We start from the raw sequence: 25,102 nt of genomic DNA, 5'->3' as shown, positions 1-25,102 counted from the left end.
ATGCGTACCTGAACGACGGGCGTAGTTATGGACTCCTTGTTACGAGATGAACGACAGGACGACGCGGGGTTTCAACATTCCGCTGGCGACGGCCAACGCCGCCCAGACGACGCCCCCGACCAGAATCGCGGCCGAGAGCGTGAGCAGGCCGTCGACTCTGGGGAGGAGCGTGAACACGACGCCGCCCATGACGAGGGCGATGGCCGAGACGCGCGCGAGGTGGTTCACGACGCCGTGGGCGTCAAAGGGCAACTCGCGGTGGATGTAGTAGACGTTGACGAACGTGTACGCAGTGTACGTGATGACCGTCGCGATACCGGCCCCCAGTGCGCCCAGCGGCGGGATGAGCAGGACGTTCAGGCCGAGGTTGCCGACGGCGCTGGCCCCGCGGGCGATGGCCCGCACCCGGGCCAGACCGAGGTAGTCGAGGGCCGACCCGGTAATCTTGTGGACCGCGCGGACCACCACGAACAGCGCGTATAACTGGATGAGCGGGACCGCGCCGAGGTAGTCCGGGCCGACGACGTACCGGACCGTGGGGCGGGCGACGACGACGAGTCCGGCGGCCGCGGGAACGTACAGCAGGAGGACGTTGCGGAGCGACGTGTCGTAGATTCCCCCCGCGCGCTCGCGGTTCTCGGCCGCCGACTGCTCGCCCAGCGTCGGTGAGATGGTGAACCCGAGCGACTGTGCGGGGACGATGCAGAGGTCGGCAATCTGTCGCGCGAGCGTGTAGAACCCGACGGCGGCGGGCGTCGCGAGTATGCCGACGAGGACGGTGTCTATCTTGCTGTCGACGACGACGCTCGCGCGGGTCGCGGCCGTCGGGACGCTGTATTCGATGAGTCGCCGCCGGAGGCCGGACTCCGGGTCGTCCGTCGCCGGGAGGTCGCGGTAGAAGCGCGTGTACAACAGGACGAGGCCGACGACAGTGGCAGTGAAGAAGCCGATGACGTACCCAGCCATCGCCCCTGTGACACCATAGCCCAGGACGACGAGTCCCGTCGCGGCGACCAGTCGCGTCACGCTGTTGACCGCCGTCAGCGCGGCGCTGTAGGTGACGCGGTTGAACGCCTGGAAGACCGACTTGAGGTAGCCCGACAGGGACCGACCGAGGACGTAGAGACCGCCGACGAACAGGGCTGACGTGACCGACGGCCGCCCCAGGAGTGTCGCCAACGGCTCGCTCACAACCGTGATGACGACGGCGACGGTGACCGCGATACCCGAGATGATCAGCAGCGACCACCAGATGATGTGTCGGACCTGCGTGTCGTCGCGTTCGAGGTACTCGTTGACGTACCGCGCGGTGGCGTTGGGGATGCCCAGCGTCGCGAACAGTTCCGCGACGCCGACCACGGAGATGGCGAAGTACAGCAGACCGTACTGCTCCGGGTCGAGCAGGTACCGCGTGAGGATGATGAGCAGCGCGCCGTTGGCGAGTGCGTGGACGGCGCGGGCGGCGAGCGAGGCCTTAAATCCGGTGGCGATGCGCTCGCTGATGCTGCTCATCGAAGGCAGTCCTCACCTCGGACGAAGTACAGGCGGTAGTCGCCGTTGGATTGGACCCGGTAGATGTCCGGGTTCTGTCTGAACGACCGGAAGTCCTCGGCGGAGTATCGGAAGCCTTCGTACAGCGCGATTTCCTTCTCGTAGTCCCGCGAGGTCAGCGGCACGTACCGACAGTGCGAGTAGAAGGTCGTCTCGTTGTTGCCGAACACCCGGAACGGTATCTTCTCCTCCTTGCCGGGGAAGTGTTCGCCGGTGGGCGTGTAGTCGGAGTAGGTCGTCCCGTAGTAGGCGTCGACGAAGCGCCGCGGCCCGCCGCGCGGCCCGGCGAACCACACCGACGGGTCGCGCTGTTCGAAGGTGGTGACGTGGCCCTCCATGTACGTCTCTGGGACGTGGTCGGAGTCCTTGTACATGTGCGGCGACTGGTGCAGGATGAGCGCCTGGGGCACAATCAGGAGGACCAACACGACGGCGACGGCGGCTTGCCAGTTCTTCTCCGAGAGGGAGAAACTGACCGGGATGCCGTCGCTGACCGCGACGGCGACGAGGATGGTGACGAACACCATCATGAACCCGAGGTAGCGGAACGGCTGACGGGTGACGCTGGTGATGAAGAAGATACCGAACAGCATGAACACCGGGATGAACCCGAACGTGACGTACCGCAACAGGTCGTTCCGGTCGGGATAGCGGTCGTCGAGGCGGCCGCTCATCGTCGCGAGCATCACCAACCCGGCGACGACAGAGAGGACGGCGCTGACGAGGAAAATCTTGACGAACAGTTCGTCGAGACCGCTCCCGAGCGCCGAGAGCGAACTCCCCGACTGCGAGATTTCGTCGGCGGGGTTCGCCCCGTACAGCAGGCCCGTGACCACCGTCTGGAGGGTCCCCGTCGCGCGGTCGAACCGCGGCGTCCACACTGCGAAAAAGAGACCCACGACGATGGCCTGCGGTGCGAGCGAGCGGTGGTCGGCGATGCGGTTGGCGAGGCCGTAGCGCCTCGAGGCGTGCGCGAGCACCTGCAATCCGAATCCGGCGGCGACGATGAACAGGACGTTCGCGCCCGACTGCGGGTGCAGGAGGATGGCGGTGATGCCCGCCAGCGTCAGCAACAGGCCGACGGGCGTCACCACGCGCCGCCCGGCGACGGTGAGCAGCGATTGACCGTCGCCGACGTACCGGAAGAGGAGGTACAGCGCGAACGGCGTGAAGAAGATGGCCGCGCTCGTCGGGTACGGGAAGATGTAGGTGTGGATGTTGTTGATGGGCAAAAACAGCAGCGCGAAGAACACGCCGACGGCCAGCGCGTTCGACCGCCCGGCGATACGCGCGACACAGAGGCCGGTGAACAGGACGTACAGCGCGATGAACACCGGGACGACCAACTGGAGTGTGCGCCGCGGCGGCAGGCCGCTCATCGAGGTCAAGACGACGGCCGTGCTGTGGATACCCGGATACAGGAAGTTCACGGGATTGAGCGCGCCTTCGGCTATCATCCGCGTCCAACCGAGGTAGCTCAGGGCGTCGCCGATACCGTAGTAGTAGTAGTCCCGAATCATCGGGAGCGTGGCCACGCTGATGCCGACGAGCATCCCGAGGAGGAGCGACAGGCGGTGGCGGGCGGTTCCGCCGGGCACGGTCAGACCCACGAGGACGGCGGCGAGGAAGGCGACGCCGGACCCGACCCAGAACAGCATCGGGGTGGCGGTGTAGATGGAGATCTCGTAGCCCGTCGGCGGGTGCTGCGCGGCGACGAGGACCCCGGCCGTGTAGAGCACGTATCCGACGAGGAGGACGGCGACGTGGCGGCGACGTTTCGAAGACATGACGACTATCTGAACCCTGCTGGGGAGTGTCCTGACATTGTTATGGATTCTCTGTGGGCGGTATGGTCGTATTTATTCTCAGTTCTGTGCTACGTCCTCGTAGACGGCGACGAGGCGCTCGCCCATCCGAGTCAGCGAGATGTCGCGGGCGTACTCTCGCCCGTTCGACCGGTGCCCCGCATCGAGTACCGAGGCGAGGCCCTCGACTAACGCGTCGTCGTCGTCGCTGACCGTCGACGGTTCGACGGTGGCGAGGCGCGAGCGCACGTCGCCCACGTCCGTCGAGACGACGGGGAGGTTGCAGGCCATCGCCTCTTTGACGGTGTTGGGCGACCCTTCGCGGAGCGAAGTCATAATCATCGCGTCGGCCGCGTTGAGGTAGTACGGCATTCGTTCGTGGGCGACGCCCGTCGCCGTCCGGAGCGACACCGGCCCGTCGACTCGGTCGCTGACCCGGTCGACGATTCGCTCTGCGCGCGGGTAGTTCTTCACGTCACGTTTCGGCGGATAGGGGAACAGGACGATGTGTTCGTCCTTGGGCCATCCGAGTTCCTGTCGGGCGATGCCGCGCTCGATGGGGCGGAACTGCTCTAAATCGACGCCGTGGGGGATGACCAGACACTCGCCCTCGTAAATCTCGGCCATCCCGTCGGACATGACGATGACCTCGTCGCAGTAGCGGGCGAACCGCTGGGTGACGGGACCGTACTTGCCCATCAGGTCGCTCCCCCACAGCGAGAGGACGACCGGTAGTTTCGGCTGGGCGACGGCCATCGGCGCGGTCAGGCCGTAGTTCGCGTGGATGAGGTCGTAGTCGTCCAGCGAGTTCGCCAGGACGGACGGGTAGAAGCGGACGTAGTCCAGCACCGACCGCTGGCCGTCCTCGTCTGGGTCGATCGACTCGGAGCGGTTGCGGCCCGGCACCGAGAGCGTGGTCAGTTCGACGCCGCGTCGCTCTAACTCCTGGACCTGCGCCCGGAAGAACTGGGCGTCCTTGTTCGTGACGAGGTTGAGTACACGCATTGGAGTCACCGTGTCACGGCCATGAAGGCCGATTTCGCGAGGTTCATTGCCGTGCTATCCGTCTCGATGGTGTAGTACGGAACCAGTTCGCCTGCGAACTTCCCCTTGTAGTCACACAGTCGCTTCGTGTTCGCGCCCATGAGGTCGTACTCGTCGACTTGTTCGAGCGCGGAGTCTTCGAGGATGTCCTCGATGACCCGCCAGTGGACGAGGCTGTTGACGCTGACCCCATCGTGGTCCATCCGCGTCCCGCCCTGCCAGAAGTACGCCGTCTCAGGGCCGTACAACACCGTCACGCCGGACAGGAACTCGCCGTCGCCGGTCCGGGCAACGTACGCGCGGGCGTCGTCGCCGAGTCCGGTGAAGAGGTCGCGGACGTAGTCCCAGGTCATCGGGAAGCCGCGGCTCTGGTCGTTGTAGCGGGTCCGCGTCGCCTCGAATATCTCCCGTGCGCTGTCGAGGCCCTCGACTGAAACGGTGATGTCGCTCTCGCTGCCCCGTCGGATGTCCCGTCGGAGGCTCTTGCTGAACGAGGAGAGCACCGGGTCGACGCCCTGCTGGTCGAGGTCGACGACGTAGGTGAACTGCGTCGAGAGTTTGAAGTCGGCCCACTGGAACGGCCGCGGGTCGCCGTACTGTCGCGGGGTCAGCATTCTGACCAGCGAGAGCGGTCCCATCGCGCCGAGGTCTTCGAGGACCGCCTCGACGAACTTCTTGTTCACTCGCTCGCGCTTGCGCTGTTTCGGACTGGTCGGCATCACTATCGGCCCCAACCGCGGGATGTTCATCCCCGGCGGGGGCGACATGAGAGTTCGACCGATGGTTCGTCGCGTCTCCACGATGGGCATCAGACCGACTGCCTGATGGCCCTTGAAACCGCCGTAGAGGACGAGTTCCCCGTCGACGTGTGCGTCGATTGCCGACAGCGCCGCTGGCGTGTGGAACACCTCGTAACCGGTCTCGGGTAGTGCGTCCCCCCACTCCGAGAGTGTCAATCGTTCGACTTCCATCTTGCTCGCTCCGGAGTCACTTGGCGACGGTATTGGTTATCGGGTTCCTAAGCGGTCGGCGTAGAGGTCACCGGGCGGTCCGACCCACGCACCGCGAGACAGCGCCGCCTCGACGAGGCGACGGTAGAGGCGGCCAAACCCGGGATGGTCGTCGCTGAAATAGCGGGGATGCCACAGCGCGGTCATCACCGCGTCGTTGTCGTCGGCCTCGTCGAGGAGGGACTCACACTCGGCCCACGCGCGGTCGAAGTCCTCGGCGGGGTCCGGCAGCGCCGCCTCCATCACGGTCAGCGGGAAGACGACGAACTCGTCGTCGAAGGGACGGAACGGGTGGTAGCCGTCGGTGAACCCGTACTCCGTGGGGCTCCCGAGCGTCGTGTCGTACTGCAAACCGATGGCGCGGTAGTGCTCCCACGTCTCGGGGCGTTCGAGACGGAGGTAGTGCTGGCGGCCGCCGACGACGGGTTCTCCGAGGACACCTTCGAGTCGGTCTTTCTCCGCTCGGAGGCGGTCGCGGTCGTTTACGGCCTCGTAGGAACCGTGCAGTCCGACCTCCCATCCGCCGCGGCGGAGCGTTCGGATGAGTCGCCGGATACGGTCGTCTTCGAGGTCGTACCGTCCGGCGAACAGTTGCCAGCCCTCCATCGTCAGCCACTCCGACATCGGGCGGTCGCCGAACAGCGACTGCTCGTCGAGCATGTAAAAGGCCGACCGCACCCCCGCTTCGCGCTCGAAGTCGAGCAGGTCGTCGAACGTCCAGTAGGGCGTCCGGTGCGGGGCGAGGTCGAGGAGGTGGGACGGGTCGCGCCGCGTCAGCGCGTAAAAGAGCGACTGGTAGGTCTTGTACGGGCGGTCCACGTCGTGGGTCAGACAGAGGGCGAACTCGTGGTCTTCGGGGACCCACTCGTCGGCGGTAGGGTAGCTCATCGGCCCGCGGCCAGCGTCTCCTCGACGACCACGTCGGTCACGTCGACGCGCTCTTCGAGCAGGCGCTCTCGTCGGTAGTCCCACTCGGCGGCCGTCTCGGGACTCTCGACGAGCGATTTCACTTTCTCGACGGCCTCGTTCTCGTCGCGGATGTTGTAGACGAGTCCCCACTCTTCGAGTTCGCGGAACGTCGAGAGGTCGTCGTCGCCGACGAAGGAGTTCGACCGGACTGCGGGCGTCCCGAGGACGCCCGCCTCGATAGCCATCGTCTGTGAGTCGCCGACGTAGCCGTCGGCGTAGTACAGCAGGTCGTGAATCGTCTCGGGCGGCACCGGGAGGCGGTACTCCTCGAACGCCGCGGGGAGCGGGGATTCGCTGGTGATGTACACCTGCCCGCGCTCGGAGAGATACTCGACGAGTTCCTGTTTCGCGGCGTTACTGAAGCCCGACTGGCCCACGTCGTGGTGCGCGGCCCACGAGACGAACCGCAGGACGTAGTACGGTTCGTCGACAGTGACGCCCGCTTCGCGCAGCGGTTCGGGGTCCGGTTCGAAGCGGTCGGGGTGGAGGTACGCGAGTTCGTGATAGCCGTCGTAGCGGCGGTGTTTGCCGTTGTAGTCCAACTCGAAGCACGCCGGGGTACAGATGCGCGAGGTGAAGGGGACGGTCAGTTTCGCCAGCGTGCGCGTCTCCACCTCGTCGTCGGTGAACGTCACGCTCGGCGTCCCGGTCAGTTTCGCGGCCTGCGCCGCGACCGGACTGAGGTGGCTGACCACCACGTCCGAGTCGAACTGCCGGATGGCGCGGATGAGTTTGAGTTCGCGGACCGCCCACTCCAAGATGAGTTTCGGCGTCGAGTCGGCCTGCCGCGACAACACCTTATAGTCGATGTCGTAGGCGTCCAGTAGGTCCGTGGTCACCTCCTTTTCGCGGGCGGTGACGAACGTCTCGTGACCCCGGTCCTGCAACTCCCAGATGGCGTGTTTGAACAGGTGAACGTGGGCCGGGTGGCCGACTTCGAAGTGGACGTTCATCTGAGGAGCGTCAGCCCTCGCTTGCCGACGTTCGTTATGGTGTCCTTCGCGACTTCGGCGACCAGTTCCGGCGTCGAGTCGGCCCATCGGTTGGGGTGGGTCAACAGGCACGCACGGTCGACGCGATGGCTCCGAAGGAGCGCTTCGAGGTCCGCCGTCGTGTCGGCGCTGACGCGCTTCTCGCCTTCGCCCATCGTGTGGTCTTTGATCTTCAGCGCACCGTCTTCCCACGTCCGGCCGGTGTCCGAGAAGTACGTCACGTCCGTGAAGTCCATCGAGAGGTACGCCTCGCCGAGGAGGTCCCACGGTTCGAGGTCCGCCGCCGTGTCCCACATGTCGCGGTTGTCGTGCGGTGTCAGCGGATTGCCGTGCATACAGACGGTGTCGACGGTGACGTGTTCGCGGAGGCGTTCGAGGTGGTCGCCGAAGGAGAGGCGGGCCTCCACCACGTCCCCGTCCGCGCGGTCTAAGTCCTCGTAGTGGTAGCCGACCTCGTGGCCGAGCGATTCGACTTCCCGGAGTATCTCCGGCTTGAACACCTTGTCTATCGTCCGGAAGTAGTAGGTGCTGGGAACGTCGCGCTCGGCCTCGATACGCGCGAACCGGGCCGAGTTTTCGGGTTTCCGGTCCACGTCGTGCCGGAGGACAACGAACCGTTCTGGCAGGTCGTCACACCGGATGTAGTCCCGGACCGTCAGAAACTCGTACCCGGCGTCGAGGGCCGTATCGAGGAGTCTGGCGTACGCCGCGTCGGTGAAGTCTCGTGTCATCGGTGCTCGTTCGGCGCGTCGAGAACTTCCGGGAGCGGCCGGTGCTTTGCGGGGGTGCCGATAGCCAGCGTGTTCGGCGGCACGTCGCCGGTGACGACGGCCCCGGCCGCGACGAACGACCGCTCGCCGACGGTGACGCCGGGCAGAATCGTCGCGTTCGCGCCCACGGACACGTCGTCTTCGAGTTTCGGCCCGACGAGGTCCACATCGCGACGGAGCGGATACGGGTCGTTCGTGAGGACCGCTCGCGGGCCGAGGAACACCCGGTCGGCGATGTCGGTGTGCGGCGGGACGTACACGCCGGTCTGCATGCTCACGTCGTCGCCGATGTCGCACTGACCGTCGATGACTGTCTGCGTGCCCACGAGCACGTCGTGGCCGATAGTCGTCTGTTCGCGGATGACCGAATCGTGTCCTGTCTGGAAGCCGTCGCCGACCACCACGTCCGGATAGATGATGGTCCCGGAGCGCACGACCGCGTCGTCGCCGATGTGAGCGGGCGTCTGCTCCTGTTCGGGCGGCAGAATCCGCGCCGAGTCCGCGATACGACAGCCGGTTCCGAGTTGGCTCTGACTCATCGGTCCGCACCCTGTTCGAACGTACTGACCGCCGCGGGACGGTCGATTGTATCAAACCCGTTCATCTGCATCCAGTTCGGCCACTCCCGGGCTTTGTTATGGAGAACCTGTCTCAGTCGAGTCGATAGACCCCCGTCTTGAAACCCCCTGCGGGAACAGTGGTAAGCTGATGCTACCGATGCGTCTACGTCGTATAACCAAGAGGGGTGACAGCCACTCGGCAACAAATGGGAACCGTCGTCGTCTCAGTGGACGCCGAACTCGGCTGGGGGTTCCACGACTACCCCCCGGAAGAACGACCGACCGACCGCATCGAGCGCTCCAGATGGGGCTGGGAGCGACTCGTCTCGCTGTTCGAAGAGTTCGACGTTCCGGCGACGTGGGCCGTCGTCGGCCACCTGTTCGAGGAGGAGTGTAACGGCGCGCACGTCGGTCATCCGTCCCCGCCGGGATGGTTCGACCACGAACGCGGTCCCGACGCGATGGCCGCGGAGTTGCGGTTCGCGCCGGACCTGATTCGACCGCTCGTCGACGGCCCGGTCCCGCACGACGTCGGGTCCCACACCTACTCACACGTCGAGTTCGGTGCCCCGTACGCCACGCCAGAACTGGCGAGCGCCGAGTGTCAACGGGCCGTCGAGGCCGCCGAGGCGTTCGGCGTCTCGATGGACTCGTTCGTCTTCCCGCGCAACCGCGTCGGGCACCGCGGCGCGCTGGCAGAGACGGATTTCACGTGCTACCGCGGACGAAAGCCGAACAGACACTCTGCAGGCTCACTGGCGAAACCGGCCAGAAAGCTCGCGCGCGCGACAGTCGTCGAACAACCGCCGCCGCTGGTCACACCGGAAATCGACGAACACGGCCTCGTGAACATCCCGGCGTCGCTGTACCTGTTCGGGTTCGAGGGCGTCGCGCGGCGGGCGCTATCGGCGACGGTCGGCGACCCCATCGTCAAACAGGCCCGTCTCGGCATCGAGGCGGCCGCGCGGCGCGACGGCGTCTGTCACCTGTGGCTTCACCCGAACAATCTCACCGACGACGACGACCTCCAGCGAATCCGCGCCGTTTTGGACGCTATCGACCGAACGCGAGCGCAGACGGACCTCAGCGTCGCGACGATGCGCGAGGTAGCGCGGGAGACCCTTCGGGCGCAGTCGCCGACGAAGCGGCCGTGACGCCGTGACGGACCTCACGCGAATCGCCGTCCTGGCCGGACCGACGCTGGCCCGATGGGAAGTCGACGCGCTCGAACGCGTGCTGCGCGAATGCGACGCGACACTGTCGCTTGTCGTCGAGCTCCGCGTTCCGAGAGAACGGACGACGGGCGACCGAATCCGGCGCGCCCTCGAACTCCGTGAGTGGGCGGCTGTGAGTGGCTGTACCTCATTGTACAACAGCGTATACGGCTCCGCTCCGGAGAAGCGCACCGTGAGGTTGTCGGACGTGACCTGCTTCGACGGCGTGACCACTCACGCGTGTACGCCGTCGGTGGTCGACGGGTGGAAGCACCGCCTCCCCGCCGAGACGGTCGAGACGGTCGCCGACATCGCCGACGTGGCGCTGTACTTCGGCGGCGAATTCCTGACCGGCCCGGTACTGACGGCCCCGACACACGGTGTTCTCCGGTTTCACCACGGCGACCTGCGCGAGTATCGGGGACAGCCTCCCGGGTTCTGGGAGTTCGTCCGGGACGAACCCGAAGCGGGTGTCTCCCTCCAGCGGCTAACTGAACGCCTCGACGGCGGCGAAATCGTCTCCTTACACCGCGTGCCTATCGACGATGCGCGCCGGTGGCGGACGGTTCGCCGTCGTCTCTATCGGACATCTGCCCACGTCCTCGCCGACGGCGTGAAGCGCGTCACCGACGAGGCGTTCGAACCGGTGAGGCTGTCGGCGGATGACCTCGGACGGGTCTATACGCTCCCGCGTGGTCGGGCGGTCGGACGATTCGCAGTGAAAACGATTCAGGCGCTCCTGGCCGACCGCTGTCGACGCGGGGACTACTCCCCGCCGGACGACGTGGTCGAGACCCCGCTCTGAACGGGTTCTGTCTCAACCTCGCCCTGCAGTCGCTCCTCGGCGGCGTCGCGGTCTTCTGGGTAGCCCACGTCCGTCCGCCAGCCGTTCATCCGGATGGCGTCGATGGTCCGGCCAGACTGGAGGAGGAGGTCGACGGCGTCCGAAATCTCGTACTCGCCGCGGTCGGAGGGCTGGACGAGGTGACACGCGTGGAAGATGGCCGGAGAGAACGTGTAAAAGCCGGTCATCACCAGGTTCGAGGGCGGGTCGTCGGGCTTTTCGACGACGTTCGTTATCTCGCCGTACTTGTTGGTGTCACAGACCCCGTAGCGGGAGGCTTCGTCCCACGGCACTTCCTCGACGAGGAAGGCGGCGTCGGCGCGTTCCTCTCGCTGTCGGTTCACAACGTCCTGGAGGTTGGCCTCGAAGATGTTGTCGCCGAGCATCAGCATGAAGTCGTCGTCGATGTGCTCTTCGACGGTCAGCAGGGCGTGGGCCAGTCCCTTCTGCTCGCGTTGGTGCGTGTAGGTGATGGGGACGCCCTCGAATTCGTCCTCGTAGTAGTTGATGATGGCTTGTTTCTTGTAGCCGACGACGACGTGTAGCCCGGACGCCCCGAGTTCGATGAGTCGCTCGAAGCAGTGCGTGAGGATGGGCTTTCCGGCGACTTCGACCATCCCTTTGGGCTTGTCGTCGGTGAGTGGTCGGAGGCGAGTCCCCTGCCCGGCCGCGAGTATCACAGCGTCCATCGTACCGTGGAGAGGCGCTTCTTCGGACAAAGGTATGGTCCGCCTTCGCTCGACTCAGGCTTGCATACCGTCGTCTTCGGCGAGCATCCGCGGGTGTTCGACGAGGGAGCGGGCCTCGTCGGCGGTGGCGACCGGGCGGAGCGCGTTGCGCGCGATTTCGGCCACCTGCCGGACCAACTGCGCGTTGCGTTCGACGGGGCGTTCGGGGTCGAAAAAGAGGTTGTCCTCCATGCCCACAACGGGGTGCGCGCCGAGGAAGAACGCGAGCGTCGTCAGCGGGTACTGGTTCGGTCCGGTCGCGCGGACCAGACACTGTGCCTCGTCCGGCACGGCCTCCAGCAGTGAGAGGGCGTTCATCGGCGTCGCGACGGTGCCGTCGCGCGCGCCGAACAACAGCGTCACGAGCGGCGGCCCGTCGAGGACCGATTCCTCGACGAGGCGGTTCACCTCGTGAATGTCGCGGCCGTTGGTGACGAGCAAGTTCGGCTTGATACGTCGGTCGACGAGTCCCTCGACGAACCGGTCCACGTCGCGGCGCGTCGTCGTCGTGGTTCCGCGGTACTCGTAGTGCGCCGGGCCGACCCGCACGGTGGCGATGTCGGGGACCGGGTCCTCGTCGAGGACGGCGAAGAAGTCGCCGAGTTCGCAGTCCGGAGCGACGGCGTAATCGATGAGCACGTCGTCGGCGCAGATGTCTCGGACCGCCGTCGCGAACGCCGGGAGGCGAGTCGCGTCGGGGTCGCCGTCCTCGTCGCGGCCGTGGAGATGTGCGACCGACGCGCCGAGCGACGCCGACTCGTAGACGTGTTTGGCGACGGCTTCGGGCGTCACCGGCAGGTGCTCGTTCACGTCCGTCGAGTAGCGGTATCCGGTCGGTGCGACGCCGAGTATTGCTTCGTCGCCGCGCATGTAGTCACTGTAGGTCATCGTCGGTCGTAGTCCCGAAATCTGGGGTGGCTGACCCCAGCACGAACCAGCAATTAGTTATGGAGTTCCTAGGGCGGTGTCACTCCCGCAGGTCGACGAGGACGTCCGCTTCGGCCACGATGAACGCCTCTTCGAGCAGGCTCGACTCCTCCGCGGGGAGGAAGACGTACTTGTCGTCGGTCTCCGACTGGATGACCGTCAGGTCGACCAGTTCGTAGCCGAGGTTCTCGTGCGGATCGGGGTCGTCTGGGACCGCGTCCCATTCTTCTGACGTCAACATCGTTACCCGTGGAAGATGTTGATGTCCGCGTCGCCCTCGAGGTCGATGCTCTGGAGGTTTCCGCTGTAGTAGTAGGCGTCGACGCCGTTGCGGACCTGCCCGGTTACCGTTCCGTCCTCGATGACGTCGTCCTGCAGGTCGACGGCGAGGTTGGTGTCGACGACTTCGGTGCGCTGTTCGTCGAGGGTGATGTCGCCGGAGACGGTGACCGCGTAGGCCGCGGACTCCTCGGCGTCACCGGTCCCGTCGATTTCGAAGCGGTTGGGGAGCGTCGACCCGCCCGTGGACCCGTCACCGGAGCTGACGGGGGTAATCTCGACCCGGTCGAGGTTCCCGAAGTCCTCGCCGGTCGACTCGATTCGGAGCGACGACTCGCCCTCGGGGAGCGTCATCGTCAGGGAGACGGTGTCCCACGCGGTCCAACTCTCGGTGGACTCCGTGGTCACCTCCTCGACGTCGTTTCCAGCCTTGATTCGCGCGGTCCGGGACGGGCCGTGCCCCAGCGCGTAGCGGATGGTCACGTCGTACTCGCCGCCGGTCGTGGCGACGGGCCACTGGACGTAGCCGCCGTCGACGGGATAGTTGACGAAGCCGTCGCCGGAGTACCCGTCGTGTTCGGTCTGCAACTCGGCGTCGCCGCCGATCATCGCGTCGGTCGGGTACAGGGTGGTCGTCTCGTTGACCGACGGGGCGTCCGTCTCGGTGGAGTCGCCACCGCTGTCGCCCGTGGTGTCGGTCGTGGAGTCCTCGCCGGAGTCCGAGGTGTCGTCACCGGACGTACCGTCGGACGTGGAGTCGCCACCCGAGTCGGCGGTATCCCCGGACGTGCTGCCTTCCGAAGTCGACGCGGCGGGTTCGACCTGCACGGCGTCCAGGTTCCCGAAGTCCTCGCCCGTGGCGGCGACGCGGAGCGTCGATTCGCCGTCGGGGACGGTGACCGTCGTCTCGACCGTCTCCCACGTCGTCCACGCGCCCGTGGCCGAGGCAGTGACGGGCGTCGAACTGCCGTCGGCGATGACCGCGCCGGTCCGCTCGCCGTAGCCGAGCGCGTAGCGGAGCGTCAGGTCGTACTCCGTCTCGCCGTCGGCGCTGACGGGCCACTCGACGTAGCCGTTCGAGTCCGGGAAGTTGACGAAGCCGTCGCCGGAGTAGCCGTCCCAGTCGGATTCGAGGTTGGCGCTACCGCCGACGGTGCCGTCGCGGGGCAGGAGCGTCGTGGAGGACTCGAGCGGGACGGTCGAAGGGTCGGAGGAGTCCGTCGACGTGTCGCTGTCGTCGGTGGACCCGTCCGTGGTCGAACCGTCAGAGCTAGTCGACCCACTGCCGTCAGTCGACGTGGACCCGTCGCCGTTGACCGGCGTCCAGATGGCGTAGTCGGTGTTCGGCGACTCGGCGTCGCCACCGGTCGCACCCGAGAACCCGGACGGGAGGTCCGTGCTCCCCGGCCCAGAGATGTCGATGTTCTCGCCGGACCAGTTGCCCTCCACGTCCCACTCGGTGTCGAAGACGTCGCTGTTCTCGTTGTAGATGCGGAGGTCGCGGACGACGCCGGACCCGCCTTCACCGCGCTCGTGGAAGTCGACACACACACCGCCGGTCTCGCCCCAGTAGAAGTCGCAGTCCTCGATGACCACGTCGTCTCCGGCGTCGTCTATCTTGATGGCCCGGAGGCTGTCGCCGCCGCCGTAGCCCTCCTCGGACGGGGCAGTCTCCGTCGCTTCGAAGTAACAGCCACGGATGATGCTCTCGCTCGGAGCGAACCGAATCATCGAGGAGTTGGAGTTGCGGAACACGCAGTCCTCGACGATGACCTGTCCGTCCTCGCCCGTGTAGGGGTCAGAGACGTATAGGGCGACGTTACCGAGGCCCTCGAAGTAACAGCCCTTGACGTGGAGTGTCCCCGCGTGGTCGGACCCGGCGTAGATACCGGTCGAGTCGGACCCGTCGACGGTTCCGTCTGGAACGTTGACGTTGAACACCTCCATCGTCGCGCCCTCCTCGGCCCCGACGCGCCAACGGGACTGCTCGACGCCGCGTTCGCCGCGAACGGTGATGTTCGCGACCCGGACCGTTCCGTCCGTCGCCTGGATGGACGGTCGTACCGTCTCCTCGGGGTCCGGGCGGTTGAACACGACGCCGTCCGCCGACCCGATGAGGGCGCAGTTAGCCTTCTCGCCACCGAGGCCGTCCCCGGTGTAATCGTACTCGCCCGCGGGAATCAGCACCTTGTTCCCGTCGTCGAAGTGGTCCTCCAGATACGGGTCGATAAGGTCACCATTCTGAAGACCCTCGTTCGCCAGGTCGACGGTGTTCTCGGCGGCGAGCGTGCTGCCGACCGCCGTACTCCCGACGGCGGCGGCCGCCGCGACGCCGACTGTCTTCATGAACGTCCGCCGGTTGGTATGGTTATCCTTCGCCGCTGGGTCGTCCGATTGGCGCTTTGCCATGGCTGGGAAAGTTTGACCTACTAAAAAAGCCGTTTTGACCACCTCCTCGCTATGGGTGGCTTACTTAGTCAGGGTTGTCTCCGCTCTACGTGCGGCATGGTTACCAGTATCTCTTGGTATCTGGAAAGACCGTCTTAATTCAATAGTTCGGCAGTAGGCCGGATAAATTGTTGGATAAGTACACTCTACTCTTTGCTAAGAAGAGTATAGGATACGATTAGCGACGTGCACCCGGCAGTAATAGTTGTATAACGAAGCGGGCTGACGCGACACTCGCATCCAATGCGGACGCTCCTCTTGGGATTGGACGGGACCTGTCACCCCGTCCTCGACCCGTTGCTGGACGACGGCCTGCTACCGACCCTCGAATCGGTGTTCGAGCGAAGCGTCACGGGCGCACTGACCTCACAGTTGCCGCCGTGGACCCCCAGCGCGTGGCCGTCCTTGTACACCGGCGTCAACCCCGGTAAGCACGGCGTATACGGATTTCTGCGGTTCGACGGTTACGACTACGACGTTGTCGACGCGACGGACGTGCGCGCTCACTCGCTGTGGGAACTCCTAGATTACCACGACAAATCGAGCGTCGTGGTGAACGTCCCGGTGACCGCACCCGCGAGCGAAATCGACGGCGCGGTGATTCCGGGCTACGTCTCACCGGAAGACCCGCCGGGACACCCCGAGGGAATCCTCGACGACGTGCGCGAGGCCATCGGTGAGTACAGCGTCTACGGCCCGATGGACACGCCGGGCGAGGCCGAACTCGGCGACATCGCGGCCCACACGCGGACGCGGGGCGACGCGTTCGCGTACCTCGTCGACCGGTTCGACCCCGACTTCGGCTTTCTGGAGTTCCAGCAGACCGACACCGTCTTCCACCGCCGACCGACCGACGAGGCAGCTATCGAGTGCGTGTTCAGTTCCGTCGACGACGCGGTGGCGACGGCGCTGGAGGCCGCTGACCCCGACAACGTCGTCGTCGTCAGCGACCACGGCATCGGCGAGTACAACGGCTACGAAATCCGCGTTAACGAATGCTTACGCGACTGGGACCTGCTCGAAGCGACGGCTGGCGGCGAGGGGATGCCGTCCTGGGACGCCATCGCCCGCCGCCGCCTCCAGCGCGGGGAATCGGGTGAGAAACCGAGTCCGGGCGTACTGGAACGGGGCGTCTCCCTGTTGGCGAGCGTCGGGGTGACTAGCCAGCGCATCGAGGCCGTCCTCGAACCGCTCGGCCTCGCGGAGTTCGTCGCCAGCGTCGCGCCGACGGACGCCGTCCGGGCCGGGACCGAACAGGTCGACTTCCCGGCCTCGCAGGCGTACATGCGCGACCGCATCGAACTCGGCGTTCGCCTCAACGTCGCCGGGCGCGAACCGGACGGCGTCGTCGGCCCCGACGAGTACGACGCAGTTCGCGACACCGTCATCGAGCGATTCAGCGCGCTCGAAGACCCTGACGGCCGACCGGTGTTCGAGGCGGTATTTCCCCGCGAGGACGTTTTCGAGGGGCCGTACGTCGAGGATGCGCCGGACGTGGTGGTCGTCCCGCGCGAGTTCGAGAACTTCCTCAACGGGTCGTTGCTGGGCGAGCGCTTCGGCACCCCTCGCGAGTCGTGGAACCACAAGCGCGACGGCCTCGTCGCGGCGACCGGTCCCGACATCGACGGAGACGAATCGCTGGCCGACGCCCACCTGTTCGATATCGCGCCGACTGTCCTCGCCACCCTCGGCGTGCCTCGCTCGGACCTGATGGACGGGAGGCCGCTCTCCGTCGTCGACCCGACGCCCGCCGAAACGTACCCCGACTACGAGGATTCCGGGCGGGCCACTCGGGACGACCACGAGGTGGCCGACCGACTGGCGCATCTCGGCTACCTCGACGAGTCCTGACGCCGTCGCGTGTCGACGGGACGACTGCCGTCACCCGCACCCGCACTGCGACAGGTGCAGAATGCCGTCGGGAGAAACCGAACGCAGGCGGATGTTCTGTCTGGAGAGCGGCGACCGGGTCGTCACTAACGGCGTCCCGGTGACGGTGATGTTCGCACCCGAGAGCGTCGACTGGCCGGAGTCGAGCAGGTGGACGCCGTCGCGGGCCGCTCCCGACTGACAGATGCAGAGAGTCTCCAACAGCGTTCCCGGCCGCTCGGCCACCATCACCGCGGCGTCCGTCGCCGCCGACCCGTCGACGGTGAGATTTCGGACCTGCAACGGGTACTGCCGGTTCCCCGACAGCGGTGACCGCGGCGCTTTCGCCCACAGCGCCCGGACGCCGTCGGCCCGGACGGTCACGTGCGTGTTCCTGACGGTGGCGGACTCCAGCCACTCGGCGCAGGTGATGGCCCCGTCGCTCTCCGTGACGCGGTCCATCACGACCCGGCAGTTGTCGACGAGGATATCACTCCCCTCGCGGAGGCGGATGCCCCGCATGTTCGGAACACCGGCGCGCGCCTCGTTGCAGCGAACGGTCACGCCGCGGACCGTCGCGGGACCGCTCACTCGGACGTTCGAGACGCCGCTGTTCCGGTACTCGCCGCCGAGTACGTCGACGCGGCCGACGGCGGGCGAGGCGTACAGGCCGTTGTCGGGGAAGCCGTCGATGCGACACTCCTCGAACCGGAGGTGGCCGCGGTGCGTCTCGCCGACGTAACACCCGGTATTCGGGTACCGCGGGTGCCCGCCGTCGGGCATCCGGAGGTTACGGACGACGCCGGTACCGCCCGGCGCGGTGACGTCGAAGCGCATCCCGTCTTGGTCGATGTCGAACTCGCCGCGGACGGTCACGTCGCCGACGTAGAGGCCGTCTCTCACCCTGCCGTAGAGTGGACGCGGGCCGGTGTCACGCTGTCGGAAGTCGAAGGTGAACCCTTCGACGGCGAGGTTCGAGGCGTCCCCGGTCCCGCCGAACCCGAACAGCGGTCCGGTGAAGTTCGGAACGGTCGTAATCGTCGCCTCCGGCCCTCGGACGGCGAAATTCTGGAACTCGTGAAGCCGCCACTGGCCGTCGATGAAGTACTCCCCCGGCGGGAACTCGACCAGCGTATCGTTCGGGTCGATGTCGTTCAGGACCGGGAGCACGGTTTCGCGACCGTTCGGGTCGGCCCCGGCCTCGACAACGTCGACGACGCGGTCGTAGTCAGACGCGGTCGGCGGTTGTGGGGTCGTCGTCGAGGCGGACGCCGTCGGGGTCTCCCCCCCGTCGGTCGAATCCGGTGACCGTTGCGGGTCCGTGGGGGACGCCGTCTCCGTTTCCGTCGGTGACTCCGTCTCCCCGTCGCCTGGACATCCAGCGAGCGCCCCCAAACCGCCCGCTGCCCCGAGTCGGGCGAGCAACTCTCGCCGCGTCCAGTTACCGGCCATACGCTCTCTGACGGAGAGCGGGGAATTGTTATAGATGCCGTATGCCAAGTAAGGCGCTGCTGGAATCAGTCCTGTCCGGTCGCCGCGGGGACGCTCCGTGATTCGTCCGTCGTCGCGGGCTGCTCGGCGGCGTCAGTCGTCGCTCGGCCGTCCAGGTGTGACTCGTTCCCCCGGTCGATGAGAAGCGCGGCCACGAGGAACGTCCCGCTGAGGAGGAGGGTCACGAGCAGGCGGCCCAGCGCCTCGCCCGCAGAGTCGCTGCGGCGAATCGTGTCGGCGACGCCGCCGAGACCCGCGAGCGCCGATGCCGCGAATAGCCCGAGCATCGAGTACGGCCCCTCGGCCGTGTGTTTCGTCCGAAGGCGCCAGAGGAAATCTCGGAGGAGCATCCCGGAGACCTTCGGGATGTACGAGCGGTAGGTGATGTGGCTCTCTTCCTCGCCGTAGTTCGCGGGCCGGGGCACGTCGAGGACGCGCATCCCGGCGACGTTCAACCGGACCAAGATGTCGTTACAGTAGCCGTAGTACTCGTACATCTCCTCGATACCGGTCGTCTCGAGCGCGTGCAGCGAGATGGCGGTGTAGCCGTTCTGCGGGTCGCCGATGGACCAGTAGCCGCTGGCGATTCGGGTGAGCCACGTCAGGATGCGGTTGCCGACGTACCGAAATCTCGGCATCCCGCTGGCGTGTTCGCGCGAGAGGAGGCGGTTGCCCTTCACGTAGTCGGCCTCGTCCTCGACGATGGGTCGAATGACCCCTTCGAGGAGTTCGGGTTGCATCTGGGCGTCGCCGCCCATGACCGCCGTCACGTCGATGCGGTCCTCGCGCGCAGCGAGATACCCGGTCTTGATCGCGCCGCCGACACCGCGGTTCCGGTCGTGCTGAATCGGGACGACACGACGTTCGAATCCGTTGGTTCGATTGGTGGCTTCGTTGACCGCCTGCGCAGTGCGCCGGATTTCGTCCCACGTCCCGTCGGTCGAGCCGTCCTCGACGACGTATATCCGGTCGACGTAGGCGGGAATCGTCTCAATCGTTCGTCCAACCAAGCCCTCTTCGTTGTACGCCGGGACGACGACGGCGACTGTGGCATCCTCGTACACAGTCACCACATCCCGGTTCGGTGGAGGTGTTCGTAACCCATTCTTCACCCGAACTCGGACTGTTCACGGCATTGTTATGGTCGGCCTGTCCCCAGGAAGCGGCTCTTCGAGTGTCGCACCCGCCGAATCCACGCGCACGGAGAGTCAACGTAGGGGACCCGAAACGCGGTAAGAGGTACATACCAGCCCACATAGCGCCTATAACAATACCCATACGAGCGAGGAGATGTGACGATGACACTGAAAACTGCGGTCGTCGGCGGTGGAGTGGTGTCGGACTTTCACCTCTCCGGCCTGAAGAAGTGTCCGAAGACGGACCTCGTCGGCATCTGTGACCTCGACGAATCGCGTGCGCGGAAGAAAGCTACCGAGTACGATATCGGCGCGTACGCCGACTTCGAGGGGATGCTCGCCCGCGAGGACCTGGATTGGATTCACCTCTGTACGCCCGTACAGACGCATCTGGACTTGGCCCGGATGGCTATCGAAGACGACATCGCCGTCCAAATAGAGAAACCCGTCACCACGTCGGCCGCAGAGGCCGAGGAACTGGAGGCGCTCGTCGAGGAACACGACGCGAAGGCGTCGGTCGTCCACAACCACAACTACGACCCCGCGATTCGGAAGGCGGCGCGTCTCATCGACGCCGGGGTCATCGGCGAGCTCCGCTCGGTCAACATGCTCTACGCCGGGGAGACGTACCCCGACGAAGTGAAGCGGGGCGCGTGGGCGTTCGACCTCCCCGGCGGCGAGTTCGAGGAGGGGCTTCCCCACCCCATCTATCTCGTCCTCAAACTCGGGGGCTATCCGGCCGCCGAGGACGGCATTCAGGCCCAGACCGCCCTCACACAGGAGTACGAGCAGGGATTCGACTACGACAGCGCCCAGTTCCAGTACACCAGCGGCGACGGCGTGCTGTGTAGCGGGACGGTCCTCGCAAGCGATATTCCCCACAAGACGCTGACCGTCCACGGCGAGCGCGGAAGTCTCGATATCGACGTGGTCTCGCAGTCGGTGACGGTGCTGGACAAGGACTATCAGGCATCGCCGAAGGCCCGCGCGATGATGAACGTCGACCACATCCTCGGCCGCGTCAGGGGGACGCTGGAGAACATCGTCGCCGTCGGCAAGCGCTCGTACTACGACGACTGGGAGTACGAGCGCGACCTCGACTCGCACTACTACCAGATAGACGTGGAGGCAGAGGCCATCATGAACGGCGACCCGATGCCCGTCCCCATCGAGGAGGGCACGTGGACGCTCCGCGTCATGGAGGAAATTCGCCGGGCGGCCGTCCGTCCCGACGAGGGCGAACAGATAGCGCTGAACACGGACTCCCTGTAGACGCTCGACCGATAACGGACACATTCCTGTCGGGAAACACGAATATGCTCAGATAGCTTGCCGTCGCGGCAGTATCCGAGCAGCGGAGGGTGCCGTCGACGTGGCCCTCGTGTTTCCCGTGCTGGTCGCATCCGCGGGCGTCGTCGGCCCTGCCAATCGGGCCGTTTCGACCGGCAAGAACCGACCGGTCGCGTACAGCGTGGTGCAGGGCGAGCAGTGGTATCCGCTATCGTTGGCGACCTGACGGAGACGGTCGGCGAGTACTACGACTACCGTAACGCCTCCGATTCGGACTACAGTTCCCACGGAACCGACGACCGGCAGGTCTCGGGCGTGGGCCAACTGTACGTCTACCGCGGGGAACGCGGCGACGCCTCGTCTTCCCTCCGATTAGCGAAACGAGAGAACGGGGTGCCGCGTTGTCGCTGGCTGTAACGGAGATTCCCGAGCGGGCGTCCTGGGTCGCCGAGGACGACGAGATAGTCGTCGAGGCCCGCTTCGGCGAGGACAGTTCCGGGGGCGGGAACTGAACCGGGTCTCTGCCGACGGCGCACGTATCGAAGACGACGAGATTCAGCGTCTGGTGTTCCGCTGCCAGACAATCGCTGCAGTTACCGGCGAGTAAGCAGTGTGTATCGAGCACTGTAGTCGAATCGGACGGCACCTCTTATCCGGCCGTAAGGTAGTTGTAACCGGTTCCGCCGCTGAGACGGCTATCCATAACAAAGCCGGATTCTTCTGAAATCCGACCATACTCAGTCGGGCACCAGCCCGTCAGACCACCATGGAACGTGAGACTGCTGCTATCGGGAGCATCGCCTGTGTACTACTGGTTGTCGCAGCCAGTTTCGCTCCGTTCGGTCCCGTCGGGATGGCCGCGGGGAACGTCGGGAACGTCGAGAACCGCCCGGACGCGTACAGCGTGGAGCAAGGCGACCGATGTATCCCGCTGACGATAGTCGGCGACGCCTCCCAAAACGTCACGTCGTACTACGACTATCGGAGTTCCCCGAACTCTGACTTTAGCTCTCACGGGACCGACGACCGGCAGGTCTCGCAGGTTAGCCAGTTCTACGTCTACCGTGGGGAGAACGCCGACAGCCTCCTCTTCCTCCACGACCGGCGCAACGACGACAGCCCCGAAGGTGGCGCGGTTTCGATGGACATCCAGAACATCCCCGAGCAGGCCAGTTGGTCCGTCGAGGACGACAACTACAGCGAGGAGGCTGACGACCGGTTCATCCACGGCGAGACGCGGAGTCGCGTCGACTGGGTCTGGGCACCCGAACGAACTGACGGCGGGGCGCTCTCCGGCATGGGCCACGTCAACGACAGCGGTATCACCATCCAAGCGGCCTTCGGGAACGACACGTACGCAGCTCGAGAACTCGACTCCCCCTACGCCGACGGCAACCTCTCGTGGGCGGCGCGCGGCCCCGACGAACGGCTCGCGCCGCTCTCGAAGTCCGAGTCGGTGACCGTCCGGCAGGGCGGTTGTCCCACCAACACGGCCCCGAACGCGGACCTGACGGTGACCCCGGAGACGGCGACCCCCGGAACGACGGTCACGCTCGACGCCAGCGCGAGCACGGACCCAGACGGCATCTACCGCTACTACTGGGACGTGGACAACGACGGCACCATCGACAACACGACGACGACGCCGACGCTCCAGCAGACCTACGACACCATCGGCCAGCGGACCGTTCGCGTCGTCGTCGAGGACACGACGCGGTTGCGGAGCGAAGCCACGGCGACGGTGAACGTCACGGCGGGGACGGTGTCCGCGACCATCAACGCCCCGACGCAAGCGACCGTCTCTGAGCCGGTGGCCTTCGACGGCTCCAACTCGACGGCCAGCCCCGGAGCGACCTACGAGTGGACCTTCGGCGACGGGACGACCGCCACCGGACAGCAGGTGTCACACACGTACGCGCAGACGGGACAGTTCAACGTCACGCTGAACGTGACCGAATCGACCGGGGAACGCGACAGTGCGACAGCGACCGTCACGGTCGGCCTCAACGAGAGCCGAGACCCGACGGCCAGTCTCAGCGCACCCGCGACCGTACAGGCGGGGACGAGCGCGACCCTCGACGCCTCGAACTCGACCGCTCCGCGCGGAAGCGCGACCTACGAGTGGGACCTGAACGGTGACGGGACCCCCGAAAACGTCACGACGACGCCGACGCTGACCACGACGTTCGGGACCGTCGGCAACCAGACCGTGTCGGTGACCGTCGTCGACGGCGCGAACCGAACAGATACCGCGACAGCGACGGTCACGGTCGGCCTCAACGAGAACCGAGACCCGACGGCCAGCCTCAGCGCGCCCGCGACCGTACAGGCGGGAACGAGCGTAACCCTCGACGCCTCGAACTCGACCGCTCCACGCGGGAGCGCGACCTACGAGTGGGACCTGAACGGTGACGGAACCCCCGAAAACGTCACCACGACGCCGACGCTGACCACGACGTTCGGGACCGTCGGCAACCAGACCGTGTCGGTGACCGTCGTCGACGGCGCGAACCGAACAGATACCGCGAGCGCACCCGTCTCGGTGACGGTCGACGAACGCCTCTCGGCCACGATACGGGCCGACGCGAGTCAGTCCGAACCCGGTGAATCGGTGGGGTTCTCCCTCGGGGCGTCGCCGTCCGAACGAGTGGTCGACCGCAGTATCGACTTCGGCGACGGGGAGACGGCGACCAACGTCGGCACGTCGGTCAGGCACGTCTTCGACGACCCCGGAACGTACACCGTGAGCTACACCGCGACCGGCCGTTTCGGACAGACGGCGTCCGCGACGACTGCGGTCACCGTCGAACGACAGGCCAGCAGCGGCGGCGGTGGCGGCAGTGACAGCGGCGGTAGCTCCGGCGGCGGTGGCGGGGGCAGTGACGACGACGATAGCGGCGACAGCGGCGGCAGCGGCGGGTCGTCCCTCCCACCCGCCCCGGAACCGACGCCGGAACCCGAGTCTGAGCAGACCACCGTGACCCAGACGGTCGGCACCCTGAACGTCACGTTCGCCGAGGCGACCGACCGGTTCGAGACGCGCCTCGACGACGGGACGCTGGGCCCGAGCGAAGTCCGCGTCCGCCGGGTCGCCTTCTCGAACGTCTCCGCCGACACCACGGTCACGGTGCGCGACGAGTGGAACGGGACGACAGAACCGCCGAACGGAACCGACCGGACGCCCCTCGCCCTTGGCCCATCGGTATCCGGTGGAAGCGCGTCCTCGGTGACCTACCAACTCGCAATCGACCGCGAGTGGGTCCGGAGTCAGGGGGGGTCGGTCGGGTCGCTCACGCCCGCGACGTGGAGCGGGTCCGAGTGGGAACCCGCCGAAGGAACCGTCGTCCGGAACGGGTCGACCGTGGTGATGAACGTCACCGCCGACCCCGCCGCCCCGATGGCGCTCGGCGTCGCCACGCCGCAGGTCAGCGGTGAGAGCATCGGAACCGCCGGGTCACCCGTCGTGGGACAGCCGCTCATCGTCACCGCGACGCTGTCGAACACCGGTCACCGCGACGGGACCGAGACGGTGACGACGGTCCTCGGCGGCCGCGTCGTCGCCTCCGAGCAGGTGACCGTCCCCGCTGGAGGGACGGCGGACCTGTCGTTCACGATCACGCCGACTCGCGCGGGGACGCAGGAACTCTCGCTCGCCGGGCAGAGCCGCACCCTCGAAGTGGCCGAATCGGTGGCGAGCATCGGGTCGCCGTCGGTCAGCGTCGCCAAGTCCCGCGTCGCACCCGGCGAAACGGTCCGGGTGAACGCGACGTTCACCAACGACGGGACCGCCGCCGGGAACGTCAGCGCGGAGTTCGTCGCCTTCGGCGACGTCGTCGAAACCGAACGGATGCAGTTAGAACCCGGCGAGTCCCGGACCGTGACGTTCGAACAGCGCATCGAGCGCCCCGGCGAGTACGCCCTCAGCGTCAACGGACAGAACGCAACGGTGACCGTCGACGGCGAGGTGACCCAGACCGAGGAGACGTTCGTCGGCGGGAGCGGCGGGTCCGGGGACGGCGGTTCCCGGTCGCCGTTGACGCTCGCGCTCCTCGCGGTGGGCGGCGTCGGCGTGGTCGTCGGCGGTATCGTCGTCCTGACCCGGCAGTTGTAGCGGTCCCTCGATTTCGTTCCGCCTCGTCGCACTCGGCACCGGTTCGTCCTGTTCGGTTCGCTTC

General features: G+C 66.3%; 20 protein-coding genes. 6 read left to right on the top strand and 14 right to left on the bottom strand.

All coding sequences use genetic code 11. The annotated features are described in order from the left end of the window. Positions 1-39: 39 nt before the first annotated feature. From NJQ44_RS08820 to NJQ44_RS08785, 8 genes are all read right to left on the bottom strand, one after another. Entirely contained in the window at positions 40-1,512 is a 1,473-nt protein-coding gene (locus NJQ44_RS08820; RefSeq protein ID WP_254270977.1) for a flippase, read from the bottom strand. After that, positions 1,509-3,338, bottom strand: a complete 1,830-nt coding sequence (locus NJQ44_RS08815) for a TgpA N-terminal domain-containing protein (protein ID WP_254270976.1) — start codon at positions 3,336-3,338, stop codon at positions 1,509-1,511. Before NJQ44_RS08815 ends, NJQ44_RS08820 begins: the two co-directional genes overlap by 4 nt. A gap of 78 nt (positions 3,339-3,416) precedes the next feature. After that, a complete protein-coding gene (locus NJQ44_RS08810) occupies positions 3,417-4,361 on the bottom strand; it encodes a glycosyltransferase family 4 protein (RefSeq protein WP_254270975.1) in 945 nt (314 codons plus the stop codon). A 5-nt stretch (positions 4,362-4,366) separates the two neighbouring features. Then, on the bottom strand, positions 4,367-5,371 hold the full coding sequence (locus NJQ44_RS08805) for a GNAT family N-acetyltransferase (protein WP_254270974.1): 1,005 nt from the start codon (positions 5,369-5,371) through the stop codon (positions 4,367-4,369). 36 nt (positions 5,372-5,407) lie between these two features. Continuing rightward, positions 5,408-6,298, bottom strand: a complete 891-nt coding sequence (locus NJQ44_RS08800) for a polysaccharide deacetylase family protein (protein WP_254270973.1) — start codon at positions 6,296-6,298, stop codon at positions 5,408-5,410. Further along, positions 6,295-7,332: a DUF354 domain-containing protein gene (locus tag NJQ44_RS08795; RefSeq protein ID WP_254270972.1), complete on the bottom strand. Its 1,038-nt coding sequence runs from the start codon at positions 7,330-7,332 to the stop codon at positions 6,295-6,297. Before NJQ44_RS08795 ends, NJQ44_RS08800 begins: the two co-directional genes overlap by 4 nt. Continuing rightward, positions 7,329-8,102 (bottom strand): polysaccharide deacetylase family protein, encoded by a 774-nt coding sequence (locus tag NJQ44_RS08790; RefSeq protein ID WP_254270971.1) that lies wholly within the window; start codon positions 8,100-8,102, stop codon positions 7,329-7,331. The genes NJQ44_RS08795 and NJQ44_RS08790 overlap by 4 nt, the downstream gene beginning before the upstream one ends. Then, positions 8,099-8,680: an acyltransferase gene (locus NJQ44_RS08785; protein WP_254270970.1), complete on the bottom strand. Its 582-nt coding sequence runs from the start codon at positions 8,678-8,680 to the stop codon at positions 8,099-8,101. Before NJQ44_RS08785 ends, NJQ44_RS08790 begins: the two co-directional genes overlap by 4 nt. 227 nt (positions 8,681-8,907) lie before the next feature. Here NJQ44_RS08785 and NJQ44_RS08780 point away from each other — a divergent pair, with 227 nt between their 5' ends. Both NJQ44_RS08780 and NJQ44_RS08775 read left to right on the top strand, forming a co-directional pair. Further along, entirely contained in the window at positions 8,908-9,855 is a 948-nt protein-coding gene (locus tag NJQ44_RS08780; RefSeq protein ID WP_254270969.1) for a polysaccharide deacetylase family protein, read from the top strand. Between the two features lie 4 nt (positions 9,856-9,859). Continuing rightward, on the top strand, positions 9,860-10,720 hold the full coding sequence (locus NJQ44_RS08775) for a formyltransferase family protein (RefSeq protein ID WP_254270968.1): 861 nt from the start codon (positions 9,860-9,862) through the stop codon (positions 10,718-10,720). On the opposite strand, the gene aglF is transcribed toward NJQ44_RS08775, so the two are convergent. The 4 genes from aglF to NJQ44_RS08755 all read right to left on the bottom strand — a co-directional run bounded on the left by aglF (position 10,681) and on the right by NJQ44_RS08755 (position 15,102). After that, positions 10,681-11,448, bottom strand: coding sequence for a UTP--glucose-1-phosphate uridylyltransferase AglF (gene aglF / locus NJQ44_RS08770; protein WP_254270967.1), 768 nt, complete (start codon positions 11,446-11,448; stop codon positions 10,681-10,683). The two genes, NJQ44_RS08775 and aglF, sit on opposite strands and share 40 nt — an antisense overlap. 54 nt (positions 11,449-11,502) lie before the next feature. Further along, positions 11,503-12,375, bottom strand: a complete 873-nt coding sequence (locus tag NJQ44_RS08765) for a beta-keto acid cleavage family enzyme (RefSeq protein WP_254270966.1) — start codon at positions 12,373-12,375, stop codon at positions 11,503-11,505. Positions 12,376-12,454: 79 nt separating this feature from the next. Beyond that, positions 12,455-12,655, bottom strand: coding sequence for a hypothetical protein (locus tag NJQ44_RS08760; protein WP_254270965.1), 201 nt, complete (start codon positions 12,653-12,655; stop codon positions 12,455-12,457). Between the two features lie 2 nt (positions 12,656-12,657). Continuing rightward, a complete protein-coding gene (locus NJQ44_RS08755; RefSeq protein WP_254274305.1) occupies positions 12,658-15,102 on the bottom strand; it encodes a carbohydrate-binding protein in 2,445 nt (814 codons plus the stop codon). A gap of 282 nt (positions 15,103-15,384) precedes the next feature. On the opposite strand from NJQ44_RS08755, the gene NJQ44_RS08750 reads away from it, so the two are divergent. Then, a complete protein-coding gene (locus NJQ44_RS08750) occupies positions 15,385-16,992 on the top strand; it encodes an alkaline phosphatase family protein (protein WP_254274304.1) in 1,608 nt (535 codons plus the stop codon). A 30-nt stretch (positions 16,993-17,022) separates the two neighbouring features. Here NJQ44_RS08750 and NJQ44_RS08745 read toward each other — a convergent pair whose 3' ends face one another. Beyond that, positions 17,023-18,462 (bottom strand): hypothetical protein, encoded by a 1,440-nt coding sequence (locus NJQ44_RS08745; RefSeq protein ID WP_254274303.1) that lies wholly within the window; start codon positions 18,460-18,462, stop codon positions 17,023-17,025. Positions 18,463-18,527: 65 nt separating this feature from the next. After that, a complete protein-coding gene (locus NJQ44_RS08740) occupies positions 18,528-19,565 on the bottom strand; it encodes a glycosyltransferase family 2 protein (RefSeq protein ID WP_254274328.1) in 1,038 nt (345 codons plus the stop codon). 234 nt (positions 19,566-19,799) lie between these two features. On the opposite strand from NJQ44_RS08740, the gene NJQ44_RS08735 reads away from it, so the two are divergent. The 3 genes from NJQ44_RS08735 (at position 19,800) to NJQ44_RS08725 (ending at position 25,038) form a co-directional block, all read left to right on the top strand. Further along, entirely contained in the window at positions 19,800-20,909 is a 1,110-nt protein-coding gene (locus NJQ44_RS08735) for a Gfo/Idh/MocA family protein (protein WP_254274302.1), read from the top strand. 216 nt (positions 20,910-21,125) lie between these two features. Then, positions 21,126-21,344 carry a hypothetical protein gene (locus NJQ44_RS08730; RefSeq protein WP_254274301.1) on the top strand — a complete coding sequence of 73 codons (219 nt, stop codon included), beginning with the start codon at positions 21,126-21,128 and terminating at the stop codon, positions 21,342-21,344. A 349-nt stretch (positions 21,345-21,693) separates the two neighbouring features. Next, complete coding sequence (locus NJQ44_RS08725; protein WP_254274300.1) at positions 21,694-25,038, top strand: PKD domain-containing protein; 3,345 nt, start codon at positions 21,694-21,696, stop codon at positions 25,036-25,038. The last annotated feature ends 64 nt before the right edge of the window (positions 25,039-25,102 follow it).

It is taken from the genome of Haloarcula marina, from assembly GCF_024218775.1.
GTDB classification, from domain to species: Archaea; Halobacteriota; Halobacteria; order Halobacteriales; family Haloarculaceae; genus Haloarcula; species Haloarcula marina.
This window is presented reverse-complemented; position numbering and strand designations above follow the sequence as displayed.

Coding starts and splice junctions, on each gene's coding strand:
- aglF (WP_254270967.1), bottom strand. CDS start 11,448: ATGGACGCTGTGATACTCGCGGCCGGGCAGGGGACTCGCCTCCGACCA.
- NJQ44_RS08800 (WP_254270973.1), bottom strand. CDS start 6,298: ATGAGCTACCCTACCGCCGACGAGTGGGTCCCCGAAGACCACGAGTTC.
- NJQ44_RS08820 (WP_254270977.1), bottom strand. CDS start 1,512: ATGAGCAGCATCAGCGAGCGCATCGCCACCGGATTTAAGGCCTCGCTC.
- NJQ44_RS08815 (WP_254270976.1), bottom strand. CDS start 3,338: ATGTCTTCGAAACGTCGCCGCCACGTCGCCGTCCTCCTCGTCGGATAC.
- NJQ44_RS08765 (WP_254270966.1), bottom strand. CDS start 12,375: ATGACCTACAGTGACTACATGCGCGGCGACGAAGCAATACTCGGCGTC.
- NJQ44_RS08780 (WP_254270969.1), top strand. CDS start 8,908: ATGGGAACCGTCGTCGTCTCAGTGGACGCCGAACTCGGCTGGGGGTTC.
- NJQ44_RS08745 (WP_254274303.1), bottom strand. CDS start 18,462: ATGGCCGGTAACTGGACGCGGCGAGAGTTGCTCGCCCGACTCGGGGCA.
- NJQ44_RS08735 (WP_254274302.1), top strand. CDS start 19,800: ATGACACTGAAAACTGCGGTCGTCGGCGGTGGAGTGGTGTCGGACTTT.
- NJQ44_RS08805 (WP_254270974.1), bottom strand. CDS start 5,371: ATGGAAGTCGAACGATTGACACTCTCGGAGTGGGGGGACGCACTACCC.
- NJQ44_RS08725 (WP_254274300.1), top strand. CDS start 21,694: ATGGAACGTGAGACTGCTGCTATCGGGAGCATCGCCTGTGTACTACTG.
- NJQ44_RS08790 (WP_254270971.1), bottom strand. CDS start 8,102: ATGACACGAGACTTCACCGACGCGGCGTACGCCAGACTCCTCGATACG.
- NJQ44_RS08810 (WP_254270975.1), bottom strand. CDS start 4,361: ATGCGTGTACTCAACCTCGTCACGAACAAGGACGCCCAGTTCTTCCGG.
- NJQ44_RS08795 (WP_254270972.1), bottom strand. CDS start 7,332: ATGAACGTCCACTTCGAAGTCGGCCACCCGGCCCACGTTCACCTGTTC.
- NJQ44_RS08750 (WP_254274304.1), top strand. CDS start 15,385: ATGCGGACGCTCCTCTTGGGATTGGACGGGACCTGTCACCCCGTCCTC.
- NJQ44_RS08785 (WP_254270970.1), bottom strand. CDS start 8,680: ATGAGTCAGAGCCAACTCGGAACCGGCTGTCGTATCGCGGACTCGGCG.
- NJQ44_RS08755 (WP_254274305.1), bottom strand. CDS start 15,102: ATGGCAAAGCGCCAATCGGACGACCCAGCGGCGAAGGATAACCATACC.
- NJQ44_RS08760 (WP_254270965.1), bottom strand. CDS start 12,655: ATGTTGACGTCAGAAGAATGGGACGCGGTCCCAGACGACCCCGATCCG.